The sequence below is a fragment of the Ochrobactrum sp. A-1 genome (assembly GCF_022488005.1).
Taxonomy (GTDB): domain Bacteria; phylum Pseudomonadota; class Alphaproteobacteria; order Rhizobiales; family Rhizobiaceae; genus Brucella.
This window is the reverse complement of sequence record NZ_JAKVQC010000004.1, coordinates 1,393,201-1,408,051: the sequence shown is the minus strand read 5'-3', so window position 1 is coordinate 1,408,051 and position 14,851 is coordinate 1,393,201. Positions and strand designations below refer to the sequence as shown.

Below are 14,851 nucleotides of genomic sequence, written 5' to 3'. Positions count from 1 at the left end.
GGGTAATTATAGAACATTCGTCGCCATCGTGGCGCAATCTAATCCTGCTCATATCAAATGAAGCAGGCGGATGTAAACTGCCTAACGTTCTGTCAACGCACCCAAAAAGCACGAGTGAACAGGATATATATGGTAACGAGCTCCAGACGCCCGGCCAGCATGAGGAAGGAAAGGACCCATAAGGCCGGGTCCCGAATGGTTGAGAAGTTGCCAACGGGACCAATGGTATCGCCCAAACCGGGGCCGACGTTGGAAAGGGCGGTCAGGGCGCCGGTGAAGGCAGATACGAAGTCGAGTCCGAGCGAGGCGAGCAGGACTGCGCCTGTAATGAGCGAAGCGCAGTAGAGGAACAGGTAAAGGAGGACATTCTGCGCGATTTCCCCGGAAATTTCCGAGCTGCCGTAACGGATCTTGATGACGGCATGCGGCATGATGAGCCGGGCGAGATTGGCCTGTGTCAGGCTCCACAGGATGATGAGGCGGTTCATCTTGATGCCGCCGGACGTCGATCCGGCGCAGCCGCCCAGAAACGATGCGAGAAAGAAAATTCCGATCGCCGGCGGTCCCCAGAGCGAATAGTCCTCGGTGGCATAGCCTGTCGTCGTCATGACCGACACAAAATGAAACGAGGCCGAGATCAGCGCGTCACCGAAAGGTACATCGGAGCCGAGCCGCAGAACTACCGCGAGCGCAAAGCTGAACCCGATCACGATTGAGAAGAACAGTTTCACTTGCGGATCGGCGAGCGATTCCATGCGGCGTGGCATGAAGGCCTTGATGTAAAGCACGAAGGGCAACGCTGACAGGGCCATGAAGATCGTGGACACGACCAGGAGCAGGCGGTTCCCTTCATAAAAGCCGATTGAACTGTCGTGTGTAGAGAAGCCTGCCGTGGCAACGGTCGTGAGGCCATGATTGATGGCGTCGAACACGCTCATGCCAACGGCAAAATAGGCGATGATGCAAGCAGCCGTCAGGCTGAGGTAAGCAAGCACGATGCCCAGCGCTATCTGGTTCATGCGCGGGAGGATTTTTTCCGATTTGTCGGAATTCTCCATATGAAAGAGCGCAAGCCCACCCGCCCGCAGCGAGGGGAGCATCAAGAGTGCCAGGCCGATAAAGCCGACGCCCCCGATCCAGCAGAGAAGCGAACGCCACAAGAGAATGCCGCGCTGCATGTTGTCGAGCCCGGTCAGCGCGGTCGCGCCGGTCGACGTCACGCCCGACATGGCTTCGAAGAACGCCGTCGCATAGCTGATCGGCAGATGCGAAAAATAGAGCGGAATCGAGCCGAGAAAGCTTGCAGTGAGCCAGAGGCAGGCGGTCAGCAAAAAGCCGAGGCGCGGCGTGAAGCGCATTGTCTGGTTTTGCGTGGCCAGCAGAAAAAGGGCGGACAATGCACCAGTCGCCGCCGCGGAGCGGACAAAAACCAGCCAGTCGTCGCTACCGTCGCGCAGGTCGATTGCGGCAGGCAGGAGCATGGCAGCAGCCATGACAAGGCCGAAGCGCGCGCAGATATTGGCGACTGTTTTATAGATGGCGGCCGGCTCCGAGGTTAGGCGAATTGTCCGTTATGTGATGTTTGTTTAGCGTGAGATCGATCCACCCGCAACGTGTGGCTATCAAAGCGTTTGCTTAAAGGTCACAAGCTGTGGCTAAAGCACAGCAAATCCCCGTCGAACCTTGCAAACAATCAGGGGCAGACCTACCTTGGCCATAAGGTCGGGGCATTGGCTAGACGGGACGCGAAAGCGATTCTGGTGAGCTGGAGCCTGCCACTTTAAATCGATTTTAGAGTGCACCCTGAAAGTGTGAAACATTTTTGGACAAGGTGCCGTAAAAGCAAACGTGTGAAAACCAACATATGGAGCGCCGATCTGGCTTGATCAGGTCGAAACGCTCCAGGACCGGAGAGAACTTCATGTCACAGCGTCATGCGCCAGTCATTGTCATCGGCTCAGGTCCTGCTGGTTATACTGCCGCGATTTATGCCGCGCGCGCCATGCTGAAGCCAATCGTCATTGCTGGTTTGCAGCAGGGCGGACAGCTCATGATTACCACGGATGTGGAAAACTATCCGGGCTATGCCGAGCCGGTGCAGGGGCCATGGATGATGGACCAGATGGCGACGCAGGCGCAGAATGTCGGCGCAGAAATCGTCCATGACATCATCACCGAGGTCGAAGCCACGGTGCGTCCTTTCCGCCTGAAGGGTGATTCCGGCACGATCTATACCTGCGATGCCCTGATTATCGCCACGGGTGCACAGGCCAAGTGGCTTGGCCTCGACAGCGAACAGACCTTCATGGGCGGCGGCGTTTCGGCTTGCGCAACCTGTGACGGTTTCTTCTATCGCGGCAAGGATGTGGTTGTTGTCGGCGGCGGCAATACCGCTGTCGAGGAAGCGCTTTATCTTTCGCATATCGCCAAGAGCGTGACGGTCGTGCATCGCCGCGACGGTTTCCGTGCAGAAAAAATCATGCAGGATCGCCTGCTTTCGCGCCAGAACGTCTCGGTTGTCTGGAACAGCGTGATTGACGAAATCCTCGGCACCGAGGCAAAGCCGCCAATGGGCGCGACCGTGACCGGCGTGCGCCTCAAGAACGTGGTGACGGGCGAGACGCAGGAACTCGACACGCATGGCGTTTTTGTCGCCATCGGCCACGCACCTGCGGTTTCTTTGTTCGAGGGCAAACTCAAGCAGAAGCCAAACGGTTATCTGTGGACGGCGCCTGATTCGACCGCCACCGACGTTCCGGGCATCTTCGCTGCGGGCGACGTCACGGACGATATCTATCGTCAGGCTGTAACTGCCGCCGGTTTGGGGTGCATGGCTGCTCTTGAAGCCGAGCGCTGGCTTGCTGCACAGGAACCGCTGCACGAAGCCGCAGAATAGAGCATTTCCTGGCCAAAAGTGTGAGGCGGTTTTGCGTAAGATGAATGCGGTGAAAACAATGAGAGGGGATAATCGTGGTCGCTCCGCTCGACTGGGATAAACTGCGCATTTTTCATGCTGCGGCTGAGGCTGGGTCGTTTACCCACGCAGCCCAGACATTGCATCTGTCGCAATCGGCCATCTCGCGTCAGGTGAGCGCGCTGGAGCAGGATGTCGGCGTCCCGCTGTTTCATCGTCATGCGCGCGGTCTCATCCTGACCGAGCAGGGCGAAACGCTTTATCGCACGGCACATGACGTGCTGATGAAGCTCGAGAACGTTCGCTCGAAGCTGGCAGAAAGCAAGGAAAAGCCGACAGGTCGTCTCCGCGTGACGACGACTGTTGGTCTTGGTTCCGGCTGGCTGGTCGAGCGCATTCAGGAATTCGTCGAGCTTTATCCCGATATCCAGCTCCAGCTCATCCTCGACAATGAGGAACTGGACCTGACGATGCGTCATGCGGATTGTGCCATCCGGTTGAGACAACCGCAGCAGCCGGATCTGATCCAGCGCCGGCTGTTCACGGTGCATATGCATGTCTATGCGTCCGCCGGGTATGTTTCGAAATATGGCAAGCTGAATTCGATAGACGAGATCGACCAGCATCGCGTCGTCACTTTCGGTGAACCGGCGCCAAGCTATCTGACAGGCCTGAACTGGCTGGAGATTGCCGGACGTGCCGATGGCAGCACGCGCATTCCTGCGTTGCAGGTGAACAATCTGCTGTCGATCCGTCGCGCTGTGCAGCGCGGTGTCGGTATCGCGGTTCTGCCCGATTATATGGCTGACAAGGAATCCGGTCTGGTGCAGCTTCTGCCGGAACTGGAAGAAATACCGTCTTTCGATACGTTCTTCTGCTACCCGGAAGCCTTGAAGAATTCCGCGAAACTGCACGCCTTCCGCGACTTCCTGTTCTCAAAGGCCCGCAACTGGACATATTGATTGCAGCTTGCGATTTACAAAAAAAAGGCCGCGCTGGCAATCAGCGCGGCCTTTTGTTTTTTTGGTGATGGCTGATTACTTGCGCGGCAGCAGGCGCTGGACTTCCTTGGACGCATCGGCAAGGGCATCTTCCGGCGTGGCGGACTGCTCAACGACGCGCGAAAGATTGTCCACAATGGTCTGCGTTACCTTCACGCCGTTCGAACCAGGGAAGGCATACCACGGGATCATCAGCGACATCTGGCTGAGACCGGCCTTGAAGAGCGGATTTTCCTCATAGAACTTGCCGAGATATTCATCGGACTTTGCAGCCAGTTCGTTGTTCGGCACGTAGCCGGTGCCGGGAACGACAACGGAAGCACCGTATGGTCCGGCAGCGAACTTGGCGAATTTCCATGCTGCATCCTGCTTGGCCTGATCTTCGGTCAGGATGACAACTGCGTTGCCGCCAGTTGGCAGGCGACCCTTTTCCGCGTTGATGAGCGGGATTTTTGCCGTGCGAAGATCGAACTTGTCGCCGACATTCTTGATCGTGTTGCGCAGTGCACCCGTCGTCTGGAACGAGAAGCCGACCTTGCCAGCTGCGAAAGCCTGCTCGCCTGCAGCCTTGGTCAGAACCGGCATGCCGCCTTCCTTCACCATGCGGTCGACCAGCTTGAAGGCTTCGAGACCTTCCGGTCCGTCGAAGGCAACTTTCTTCTCGTCTTCGGTCAGCATGGTGCCGCCCGCGCCGAACAGAAGGGCTGAGAACATCCAGTCGTCGCCCTGCCAGCGGAAGTCGATGCCCTCATTGCCGTTACCGAGGGCCTTGATCTTGCCGCCCAGTTCAATCACTTCATCCCAGGTGGTGGGTGGAGTGTCGGGATTGCCGCCTGCCGCCTTCAGAAGATCGGCATTGTAATACATGATCGGGTTGGAGGTCGCGAAAGCAAGACCGACCTGACGGTCGCCGACGCGGGCGAGGCTCAGCAGGTGATCGGTGAAGCCCTGCGCTTCCATGTCGGCTTCTTTTTCGACCAGCGGCTTCATGTCTACGCCGATATTGCGCTCAGCCAATACGCGCAGGCGGTTCAAACCGGTGAAGGTAATATCCGGCATTTCCGACGTTCCGGCCTGACGCATGATCGTTTGGATGCCTTCCTCGTAGGTCGCCGACGGGCTGACGAAGTTGATCTTGATGTCCGGATTTTCCTCCATAAATTTTTTGGAGATGTCGGCCATGACATCCTTGAAGAAACCCGGCATCGGATAGTGCACGTTCAGTGTCGTGTCGGCAAAGGCGGGCGAGCCGAAGCCTGTTGCCATTGCCAGAGCGGCGAGTGCGCCAAGATTGCTTGCGAGGCGTTTCATGTTTGAACTCCTGTGGAGGATGGGAGGGATGAATTCAGCCCTTGAGGCCGGTGAGGGTGATGCCTTCGATGAAGCGGCGCTGGGCGGCGAGAAATGCCAGCAGCAGCGGCAGGGTGATGATGAGAGTCGCGGCCATCAGCGCCCCGTAATCGTCGCCTGCTTCCGCAGCGCGGAAATAAAGGAGGCCGAGCGGTGGCGTGGCGCGTTCCATGCCGTTGACGACGATCAGCGGCCAGAACAGATCGTTCCAGTGCGCGACAACCGAAAAGATCGAGAAGGCGGTGATGGCAGGCCAGGCATTGGGTACGATCACTCGCATCACAATGCCTGCCTCTGACATGCCATCGAGGCGAGCGGCGCTGATCAGATCATCCGGCATGGCGCGGAAGAATTGCAGAAACAGGAATATACCGAAGACCGAGATGAAGAACGGTGCGCTGAGGCCAAAATAGCTGTTGAGAACGCCGAGCTGATTGAAGCCGACATAGAAAGGCAGCGCGGTAGCATGGATCGGCACAAGCAGACCGAGCATGACCATCATCATCATGGTGCGCTGGCCGCGAAATTTTAGCTTTGCCATGGCATAGGCGCAGGGAATTGCGACCACGACCTGAATGACCAGAACCAGTGCGCAGACGACCACGCCGTTGAACAGCAAAAGCCCCATCGGCACACGGCTGAATGCCTTGGAAAGATTATCCCAGAGCGCCCAGTTGTGCGGGATCAGCGCCAGGGAGGACGAGAAAATATCCTGCTGCGACTTTGCCGCCGTCGACAGCATGAAGATATAGGGTGCGAGGAAAAGCAGGGCACCCAGTGAAAGAATGCCGAGGCGAAGTGAACGGGCGAAAGACATACCGGATTCCTCAATAGTGGGTGCGGCGGTCCAGCACGCGGAATTGCAACATCATCAGGATCACGAGGACCGCGAGAAAGATCACCGTCATCGCCGAGGCATAGCCGACGCGCAGATAGACGAAGCCTTCCTGATAGATCGTCCAGAGCAACACTTCCGAAGCCTTGTTCGGGCCGCCCTCGGTCAGCGTCTTGACCGTCTCGAACACCTTCACGGCATTGATGATGCTGATCGTCGTGACAAAAAGCGTGGTGGGGCCGAGCAGGGGCCATGTGACCAGTCGGAAGCGTTCCCAGCTGTTTTTCACGCCGTCCACTTCAGCAGCCGAATAGAGTTCTCGCGGGATGGCCGTGAGACCGGCCAGAAACAGCACCATGTTGAAGCCGACGCTCTGCCAGATGCCGATCAATGCGAGGCTGAGCAGCACCGTCTCGCTGGAGCCAAGCCAGTTGGGGCCGGCAATGCCGATCATGCCCAGCATGGCATTGACGGGGCCAAGTGTTGGATGCAGCAGATATTGCCAGACGGTTGCCATGGCGACGAGGAGCGAAGCGACCGGCAGAAAATAGACGGTGCGGAAGAAGGACTTGCCACGAACTTCGCCTTCGATGAGGAGGGCTACGCCGAGACCGAGAAAGACGGAAGCAGGCGCTACGATCGCGGTATAGATGGCGGTGTTCTTCAGCGAGATCAGAAACGTCCGGTCGCTGAAGAGTTCGGCATAGTTTTCCAGTCCAATGAATTCAAAACCGTCATAGCCAAGCTCGAAATTGGTTAGGCTCCAGAAAATGACGGCGGCTGTCGGCAGGAGAATCAGCAATACTGTAAGAATAATGGCCGGAGCTGCCAGTTTCCAGGCCAGCCGTTCTTCGCGGCGACGGGCTTCCTCAGCCGCCGTGCGTGCGCCAATGGCTGTAGAGCTAGAGAGCGTCATATTAGACATGAGCGGCAGCCTTTACCGGTGACGCAAGCTTGACGATATTTCCGGTGGGCTGGCGCAGGCGCAGGCCATCTTCTCCGAAGAGGTAAGCGTTGCTGGCATCGAAATGCAGGCCCACGGGCAGGCCGACGACGATGTCGCGGGCTTCCTCGGGGGAAAGCTTCACGGTGAGGTCGTGCGAAGCGCCGGGAGCTTTGAGATAGACGAGAACTTCCGAGCCGAGAAATTCGATCCGCGAAACCGTGCCCGCTATGCCTGTCTTGTCGTGCGGCTTGAGCTGGAAATGTTCCGGACGAATGCCAATGCGGATAGCGGTGCCGGAATGGGCGGCGACGTCCTGCAGGATGGCACGGCCTGCAAAATGCACCATGCCATTATCGCTGACCAACGCTTCCAGAATATTGATGCGCGGCGTGCCGATGAATTGCGCGACCTCGATATGGCGTGGATCGTTATAGATCGCAATCGGCGTGTCGATCTGGAGCAGTTTGCCGCCCATCATCACCGCTACACGGTCGGCCATGCTGAGTGCTTCGGCCTGGTCGTGGGTAACGTAGATTGTGGGGACACCGGCGCGGCGATGCAGTTCAACGATTTCCGCGCGGGTGTGAACGCGCAGATTGGCATCGAGGTTCGATAGCGGCTCATCCATCAGGAATGCGCCGGGCTGGCGGACGAGCGCGCGGGCAAGGGCGACGCGCTGGCGCTGGCCGCCGGACATCTGGCCCGGCTTGCGGTCGAGCAGATGATCGATCTTGAGGCTCGTTGCGGTTGTCTTGACCTGCTTTTGGATGGCGGCGCGCTTGCTGCGCTGGCCGGGAATGAAAGCGCCGATCATGGGCAGGCGTTCCAATGCGGTTAGATCTCGCATTGCCAGCGGCACCGCGATATTCTGTGCCGTGGTCAGATGGGGATAGAGCGCGTAGGACTGAAACACCATGGCGATGTTCCGATCGGCAGGGTGAGCGCCGGTTATGTTACGCCCTGCCAGCTCCACGCTTCCTTCATCCGCATGGTCGAGACCGGCGAGAATACGCAGCAATGTACTCTTGCCGCAGCCCGACGGGCCAACGAGGGCGATGAATTCACCTTCCGCGGCTTCGATGGAAATGCCATCGAGAATGCGGTTGCCCCCGTAGGATTTGCCGATGTCGCGAAGGACGAGCGTGCTCACTGGCTTGCCTCCTCGGTGACTTTCTCGCCATCGCCGGAGTGGTGGGGATAGACTTCATGCACCACGTCATCGATGACATAGGGCGTCAGCTCATCGATGCGGACGATGCTGCTTGTCGCAACCTCGTCGAGATCGTGAATGGCAGCGCCGAGAATGCGCTCGCCGGGCAGGTCGCGTTCCATTGGCCCGACGATGAAGGCAGCGGCAGGAGCCCAGACATAGTTCGTGCCGAAAGCATCGCCCGACCAGGCACGATGCAGGTGACCGCTGGCATGAAGCCGCACATTATATTGCGCGAAAAGATCATAAAGACGCTGGCGCGGAACAGGGCGAATACCCCAGTAACCGCTGTCGCCTTCTTCCGGGTCGTCCACAAAGAGCGGCTTGTGGGCGAAGACAGCGACGGGCTTGCCATCGCTATTCTTCAATTTGTCTTCGAGCCACTGAAACTGTTCCGCTTCTTCGGCTTCGTCGGAGCCGATGATAAGGCTGTTGAGGCCGATGATGCGCCAGTTGCCGAAGTTTTCCGCCCAGCGATCCGGGCCGATATGGCGGCGCCAGCGCATCAGGCGCTGCGAATTGACCGGCTGACGGCTTTCGGGAAGGTGGCCGATGTCGTGATTGCCCGGAAGGCTGAGAACGCGGGCGGGAAGTTCGTTCAGGCAGGCACGGCAGAACAGAAGGTCGGCCTCCACATCGGCGCCGTCGACTGTAAGGTCGCCGGTATGGATGATGAGATCCGGTTTCTGCTGATCGATCCAGGCAACGAGCGGTTCCCAGTTGCGGTTGAAGTGCGGCTTGATGGGGCTGAGGTGGGTGTCTGTAATCTGAACGATCCGCACGGGTACGCTCCTTCTCGGGTCTGTCTCTTGTCGCAGCACTTTTTCTTGTGCTGCACTCCGCCGAGCGCATTGTGCGCGGCATCTTGCCGGGGCTTTTAGGCGCGTTGTATGACAAGCCCGCTGCACTGCAGTGACAGTTGCATGACATCTGCTTGGAGCGACTCAAAAAGGGTGATTTGCCAAATTTGGAGGCATCGTTGTTTCGCCACTGCTCATGCTTTAGGCGATCAATCTGCACATTATAATATTACGAAGTAATTTGTATCTCCGTAACCTATTGTTTTTGAATTGATTTATGCCCTGATCTAGACATGCGTAAAACGCATAGCTGCATTGCGCTAAAGTTGCATTGCAAAAACAATGGGCAACAGGCATATAAAGATCATCTCAGTGCTGCGTTTCCTCCTCCCATTTGCGCAGGCTGAGTGTTCCCCTCTGGAGGTTTGCCTCAAAGGCACCTTCAAAACTCAAAGCCAGACATTTGTCTGGCTTTTTTTTTTGGCTTTTTGCCGGAGCGCGGATTTTCCCAAAATCTGGATATGAAAAAGGGGCCTTTCGGCCCCTTGGTCATTCTGTGCCTGAAGTGTTTAGCGCAGGCTTGCACAGAAGCGCTGGATGCGGGTGCAGGCTTCTTCAAGCAGCGTATCCGACGTTGCATAGGAAATGCGGAAGTTCGGTCCGAGTCCGAAAGCCGAACCATGAACAACGGCGACGCCTTCAGCTTCCAGCAGTTCGGTGACGAAGTCTTCGTCTGTCTCGATGACCTTGCCAGCTTCCGTCTTCTTGCCGATCAGGTCAGCGCAGGACGGATAGACGTAGAAAGCACCTTCCGGCGTCGGGCACTTGATGCCCTTGGCCTGATTGAGCATTGACACGACCAGATCGCGACGGGCCTGGAAGATCTTCTTGTTTTCCGGGATGAAATCCTGGGTGCCGTTGAGGGCTTCGACTGCGGCCCACTGTGCGATGGAGCAAGCGCCCGAGGTCTGCTGGCCCTGCACCATATCCATGGCCTTGATGAGTTGCAGTGGTCCTGCTGCGTAGCCGATACGCCAGCCGGTCATGGCATAGGCCTTGGAAACGCCGTTCATGGTGAGCGTGCGGTCATAAAGCGAAGGCTCGACCTGAGCAGGCGTCGTGAAGACGAAGTCGCCATAGACCAGATGCTCATACATGTCGTCGGTCAGGATCCAGACATGCGGATGACGAACCAGAACGTCGGTCAGGGACTTGAGTTCTGCTTCCGTGTAAGCCGCGCCGGTCGGGTTCGACGGCGAGTTGAAGATCAGCCACTTGGTCTTCGGCGTGATCGCCTTTTCCAGATCGGCGGCCGTCAGCTTGAAATTGTCTTCGATCTTCGTGTTGATGAAAACCGGGTTGCCGCCGTTGATCGCCACCATTTCCGGATAGCTGACCCAGTAAGGAGCAGGAACGATGACTTCATCGCCGGGGTTCAGCGTTGCCATGAAGGCGTTGAACAGAATCTGCTTGCCACCAGTGCCGACGATGACCTGTTCCGGCTTGTAATCGAGGCCGTTTTCACGCTTGAACTTGGCGACGATGGCCTGACGCAGTTCGGGGATACCGGCAACAGGCGTGTATTTCGTTTCGCCGCGGTTGATCGCGTCGATGGCAGCCTGCTTGATATTCGTGGGCGTGTCGAAGTCGGGCTCGCCCGCACCAAGACCAATCACGTCCTTGCCCTTGGCTTTCAGTTCACGTGCTTTCTGGCTGACCGCGATGGTCGCAGATGGCTTTACACGAGAAAGGGCGTCGGCGAGAAATGCCATGATAGATCTCCATAGATGGCAGGCTCTGTTAACCGGCACCGGGCAGGTCCGGTTTTGCGGGTTTTCTATGTCCCATCGGCGCAGGAAGCGCAACAGATGGATTGTGATTTCATCGGCAATTGCTTGATTTCGCGAAAATGTGTTGCCGAAACGAACAAATCCATCAGCAATGCTGACATATTATCGCAAAGAAACTGATTGGACAGGAGGCGGACGGGCAGAAATATTGCGGCAGAACAGGAGATGACCATGCTGACGCTTTATGAGCACGCCGATTCCGGTAATTGCTACAAACCCCGCCTGCTTCTGGCAAAAATCGGTAGGCCCTTTCGCCATGTCGCGGTCTCCTCGCTTGATGGATCGACGCGCACGCCTGAATATCTGGTCAAGAACCCGAACGGTAAGGTTCCGTTGCTGGAACTGGAAGACGGCCGTTTTCTCGCTGAATCGAATGCCATTCTTCTGCATCTGGCCGAGGGGACGCCCTTTTTGCCGAAAGACGCTTATGAACGCGCACTGGTCTATCAGTGGCTTTTCTTTGAACAATATAGCCACGAACCTTATATCGCAGTACGCCGGGCATTGATGGTTTATCCAGAGCGGTCTCGCGATGCGACAACGGAACGCCTCGCTTCCACGCTGGCCGGCGGCGAAAAGGCGCTGGCCGTGATGGAAACCCAGCTGAAGAAAACGCCGTTCATCGCGGGTGACAATTATACGGTGGCCGATATCGCGCTCTATGCCTACACGCATCAAGCGCATCTGGGTGGTTTCAATATGCGGCACTATCCCGCTGTGCGTGAATGGTTGCAGCGCGTGGCCAGCGACAAGGGGCATGTGCCGATCGACTGGCTGCCGTGAAGTCCTATTCCACCATCAGGTCGCGCAAGCTGCGCGTGGCCATGACCTTGTAGGCGTCTATCAGCGCATGGCATTCGTTTTCCGAAACCTCGACCGCGATGCGCATGGTGGATTCGCCAAAATGCATCAGCAGGAAGGCGGTTTCGTCGAGTTGCGCCGGCAGCTTGCCGGGGGCGATCCGGCGGATCGTATCGGCCAGCAGCTGGCCGTTCTGCCTGCTTTCGGCAATTTCCAGTTTTGACAGAGACTTGTCTGTCTGGGTCGCCGACCAGATGTCGCGCATCGCCGGTTCCAGCCGCATCAGGGTCAGATATTCATCGATCAGTGCATTGAAGGCGACGATCAACTCGTCAGCCGAACTGGCTGCTGCAAGCCCTTCCGCGATGCACTGGCGCGATTGCGCATTGCAGCTTTCAAACAGGTAGCGGATCAGGGCGCTTTTATCGGGAAAATACTGATAGAGCGCGCCGATGGAGATACCGGCCTGCTGGGCGATTTCACTCATCTTGAGGCTGTCGCTGCCCTTGGCGGCGATCAGCGCCGTGGCGCATTCAGCGATGCGTCGAATCTTTTCCTGTGCGCGGCTCTGGCTGGGCGTGCGGCGCAGGATCGGTGCGCTGGTTGTCTCTGCTTGCTTGGCGGAATTCTGCTTCATGACCGACTCACAATTTTTCTCTCTTGACAGAATATGAGGATTACTCACATATTGCAAATATGAGGGTTACTCATATTTTGGGAGAAGGAAGATGAATACGTATCCTGACGATCGTTATCTGGTGATTGGTGCTACCGGCAAAACCGGCAGGCGCGTCGCGGAAAAGTTGCGGCAGAAGGGGCTTTCAGTTCGGGCCGTATCGCGGAGCACCGAGATTCCCTTTGACTGGAACAGCCAGTCCACCTGGGCTGCGGCGCTTGACGGTATCGACAGCGCCTATGTGACATACCAGCCGGATATTGCCTTGCCGGGCGCCGTTGATGTCATCCGCGCATTTCTTTCGGCGGCAAAGAAGGCAGGTGTGAAGCATGTCGCGCTTCTATCCGGGCGGGGTGAGGAGGAGGCGGAAGCTGCAGAACAGGTTCTGCAGGCGTCCGGGCTGGACTGGACCGTGTTGCGCGCCAGCTGGTTCATGCAGAATTTCAGCGAAAACTACATGCGGGACGAGTTGCTTTCAGGCTCGCTGACCTTGCCGGTCGGACCGACCAAAGAACCTTTTATCGATGCCGACGACATTGCGGATGTGGCGGTTGCCGCGCTGACCGAAGCGGGGCATCGCAACCGGCTCTATGAGCTGACCGGGCCGGAACTGTTCAGCTTCAACGAGGCTGTGAGCGAAATCGCCGGAGCGACAGGTCGAAAGCTGTCGTTTCATCCGGTCTCATTCGCCGATTATGAGGCTGCATTGCGTGAACAGGCATTGCCGGAAGATGTCATCACGCTTTTGCGCTATCTTTTCACCGAACTTTTCGATGGCCGCAACGCCAATGTGGCGCATGGCGTGGAGGAAGCCCTTGGGCGAAAGCCGCGCCGGTTTGCGGATTTTGCGCGCAAGGCTGCCGTTGAAGGCATATGGGAGGGATAATCATGACAATGAGTTTTCAATTGCTTGTTCTGCTGACAGCATGGGGAAGCGCGATTACCGGTGGCATTTTCTATGCGTTTTCAAGTTTCGTGATGGCCGCGCTGGCGCGCATTCCGGCCAATGCGGGCATAACGGCTATGCAGTCGATCAACATCACCGTCATTAATGGCACGTTCTTTGCCGTCTTCTTTGGCACGGCATTGTTGTGTCTGGCGATTATCGTACTGGGATTGATGGGCTTCGGAGGCTTGTCGAAATGGACGATGATCGGTGCTGCCGTCTATCTCGTCGGCACTATTGGCGTCACGATGGCTTTGAATGTGCCGCTGAACAACCAGCTTGCCGTGATGGATGCCAATGCCGCCGCTTCGCCGGATGTCTGGCTCGCTTATGTACGCGACTGGACCATATGGAATCACGTTCGCACCGTCGCGGCGCTGATCGCGGCCTTGATTCTGGGTGCAAGCGCGCTGGCGAGAGGCTGAGTAAGGCAGGCAAATAAAAAAGGCGGGCCCGAAGACCCGCCTTTTCTCTGCCTTGCGGCAAAACTTATGCTGCGACCAGATTGTCGGCAGACGAACGGCCCGAACGACGGTCCTGTACGATTTCGTACGAAACCTTCTGGCCTTCATCGAGCGTGGCCAGACCAGCGCGCTGAACGGCGGAGATGTGAACGAAAACGTCCGTGCCGCCCTGATCAGGCTGAATGAAGCCGAAGCCCTTGGTCGTGTTGAACCACTTAACTGTTCCCGTAGCCATGGGAAATTCCTTTGTAACATTAGTAGTAGAGTAGTCCGTATGCTTCGCACACGTCCCTGTGAATCGAATTTATGGACAGGAGATCGTCAGGAAGCACGGCGGGCCGCACGGGTCGCAAAGTCACTTGACCGAAAAATCGATGCGCTAACTATATGCGACAAATTTGACCAATACAAGACAGCTAGAATGCTAGCTAGAAACTGATTTTACTCAGGCTTTCTGCCATGCCCAGCCCGAGCCGGTTTTGCGCACTCAAACGGTCGAGCCAGAACAGCCGCAACAGAATCGGGGCGCTGCCATCGCATGGCGTCATTTCATAATGGTCCCAGGTTTCAGGCGTGGCCCGTCTCAATTGCAAATGAAAGCAGTGGCGGCGGTGAAGCTCGGTCCGTCCCCGTTCGGGATAATCATAATCGATAGTTTCGAGATGGATCATGCCGTCGTTGTAGAAAAGCCCTGTTTCTTCGGCGAATTCGCGATAGGCGGCCGCGAGAATATCTTCTCCTGCATCGACCGTACCACCCGGCACCTGAAGCGGCGTTTCAGGAAAATCCGGTTCTTCAAAAACCAGAAGGCGGCCGTTCCAAGTTGCACAAATGAGCACTTTGTTGATGGGCTGAATTGTAATGGCCATGGAATTTTCCGGTAGGGTTGGAGCGCAGGCCATGATTACAGCGGACGGTTTTTTCCTAAACCCGCATATTGTTGTGGGCCATTATAGCTGGTTTGCCGGAAAAGCGTGCTGATCTCCTATCTTTGACTTCCGCATGACGTACATAATGCGCATGTTGCAAACATATCTGCAAAATTGAGCGGGCGGATT

15 protein-coding genes and 1 pseudogene are annotated in these 14,851 nt (G+C 57.0%); 5 read left to right on the top strand and 11 right to left on the bottom strand.

Translation table 11 applies throughout. The features are described from left to right. Positions 1–92: 92 nt before the first annotated feature. Positions 93–1,493, bottom strand: a complete 1,401-nt coding sequence (locus MKS82_RS16310; protein ID WP_240579005.1) for a TrkH family potassium uptake protein — start codon at positions 1,491–1,493, stop codon at positions 93–95. A 428-nt stretch (positions 1,494–1,921) separates the two neighbouring features. On the opposite strand from MKS82_RS16310, the gene trxB reads away from it, so the two are divergent. Continuing rightward, the gene (gene trxB, locus MKS82_RS16305) at positions 1,922–2,896 is read left to right on the top strand and encodes a thioredoxin-disulfide reductase (protein ID WP_109987204.1); all 975 of its coding nucleotides are present in this window, start codon (positions 1,922–1,924) and stop codon (positions 2,894–2,896) included. Positions 2,897–2,970: 74 nt separating this feature from the next. Continuing rightward, entirely contained in the window at positions 2,971–3,876 is a 906-nt protein-coding gene (locus tag MKS82_RS16300) for a LysR family transcriptional regulator (RefSeq protein WP_061345943.1), read from the top strand. A 75-nt stretch (positions 3,877–3,951) separates the two neighbouring features. On the opposite strand, the gene MKS82_RS16295 is transcribed toward MKS82_RS16300, so the two are convergent. The 7 genes and pseudogenes from MKS82_RS16295 to MKS82_RS16265 all read right to left on the bottom strand — a co-directional run bounded on the left by MKS82_RS16295 (position 3,952) and on the right by MKS82_RS16265 (position 10,828). Further along, positions 3,952–5,226: an ABC transporter substrate-binding protein gene (locus tag MKS82_RS16295; RefSeq protein WP_109987203.1), complete on the bottom strand. Its 1,275-nt coding sequence runs from the start codon at positions 5,224–5,226 to the stop codon at positions 3,952–3,954. Positions 5,227–5,260: 34 nt separating this feature from the next. Then, entirely contained in the window at positions 5,261–6,082 is an 822-nt protein-coding gene (locus MKS82_RS16290; protein ID WP_240579004.1) for a carbohydrate ABC transporter permease, read from the bottom strand. Between the two features lie 10 nt (positions 6,083–6,092). Continuing rightward, positions 6,093–7,025, bottom strand: coding sequence for a carbohydrate ABC transporter permease (locus MKS82_RS16285; protein WP_445558080.1), 933 nt, complete (start codon positions 7,023–7,025; stop codon positions 6,093–6,095). Next, a complete protein-coding gene (locus MKS82_RS16280; RefSeq protein ID WP_109987200.1) occupies positions 7,018–8,196 on the bottom strand; it encodes an ABC transporter ATP-binding protein in 1,179 nt (392 codons plus the stop codon). The genes MKS82_RS16285 and MKS82_RS16280 overlap by 8 nt, the downstream gene beginning before the upstream one ends. Further along, the gene (locus MKS82_RS16275; RefSeq protein WP_109987199.1) at positions 8,193–9,038 is read right to left on the bottom strand and encodes a metallophosphoesterase family protein; all 846 of its coding nucleotides are present in this window, start codon (positions 9,036–9,038) and stop codon (positions 8,193–8,195) included. The genes MKS82_RS16280 and MKS82_RS16275 overlap by 4 nt, the downstream gene beginning before the upstream one ends. 382 nt (positions 9,039–9,420) lie before the next feature. After that, a pseudogene (locus tag MKS82_RS16270) lies at positions 9,421–9,609 on the bottom strand (hypothetical protein). A 16-nt stretch (positions 9,610–9,625) separates the two neighbouring features. Next, positions 9,626–10,828 (bottom strand): pyridoxal phosphate-dependent aminotransferase, encoded by a 1,203-nt coding sequence (locus tag MKS82_RS16265; protein ID WP_109987198.1) that lies wholly within the window; start codon positions 10,826–10,828, stop codon positions 9,626–9,628. 249 nt (positions 10,829–11,077) lie between these two features. Here MKS82_RS16265 and MKS82_RS16260 point away from each other — a divergent pair, with 249 nt between their 5' ends. After that, positions 11,078–11,689, top strand: coding sequence for a glutathione S-transferase family protein (locus MKS82_RS16260; RefSeq protein WP_109987197.1), 612 nt, complete (start codon positions 11,078–11,080; stop codon positions 11,687–11,689). A 4-nt stretch (positions 11,690–11,693) separates the two neighbouring features. Here MKS82_RS16260 and MKS82_RS16255 read toward each other — a convergent pair whose 3' ends face one another. Next, entirely contained in the window at positions 11,694–12,344 is a 651-nt protein-coding gene (locus MKS82_RS16255) for a TetR/AcrR family transcriptional regulator (RefSeq protein WP_109987196.1), read from the bottom strand. Between the two features lie 91 nt (positions 12,345–12,435). Here MKS82_RS16255 and MKS82_RS16250 point away from each other — a divergent pair, with 91 nt between their 5' ends. Next, positions 12,436–13,269 (top strand): NAD(P)H-binding protein, encoded by an 834-nt coding sequence (locus MKS82_RS16250; RefSeq protein ID WP_109987195.1) that lies wholly within the window; start codon positions 12,436–12,438, stop codon positions 13,267–13,269. A 2-nt stretch (positions 13,270–13,271) separates the two neighbouring features. Continuing rightward, positions 13,272–13,754, top strand: a complete 483-nt coding sequence (locus tag MKS82_RS16245) for an anthrone oxygenase family protein (RefSeq protein ID WP_109987194.1) — start codon at positions 13,272–13,274, stop codon at positions 13,752–13,754. 64 nt (positions 13,755–13,818) lie between these two features. Here MKS82_RS16245 and MKS82_RS16240 read toward each other — a convergent pair whose 3' ends face one another. Together MKS82_RS16240 and MKS82_RS16235 are read right to left on the bottom strand one after the other, a co-directional pair. Beyond that, positions 13,819–14,028, bottom strand: a complete 210-nt coding sequence (locus tag MKS82_RS16240) for a cold-shock protein (RefSeq protein ID WP_006471898.1) — start codon at positions 14,026–14,028, stop codon at positions 13,819–13,821. 193 nt (positions 14,029–14,221) lie between these two features. Next, a complete protein-coding gene (locus tag MKS82_RS16235) occupies positions 14,222–14,662 on the bottom strand; it encodes an NUDIX hydrolase (protein ID WP_109987193.1) in 441 nt (146 codons plus the stop codon). Positions 14,663–14,851 lie beyond the last annotated feature (189 nt).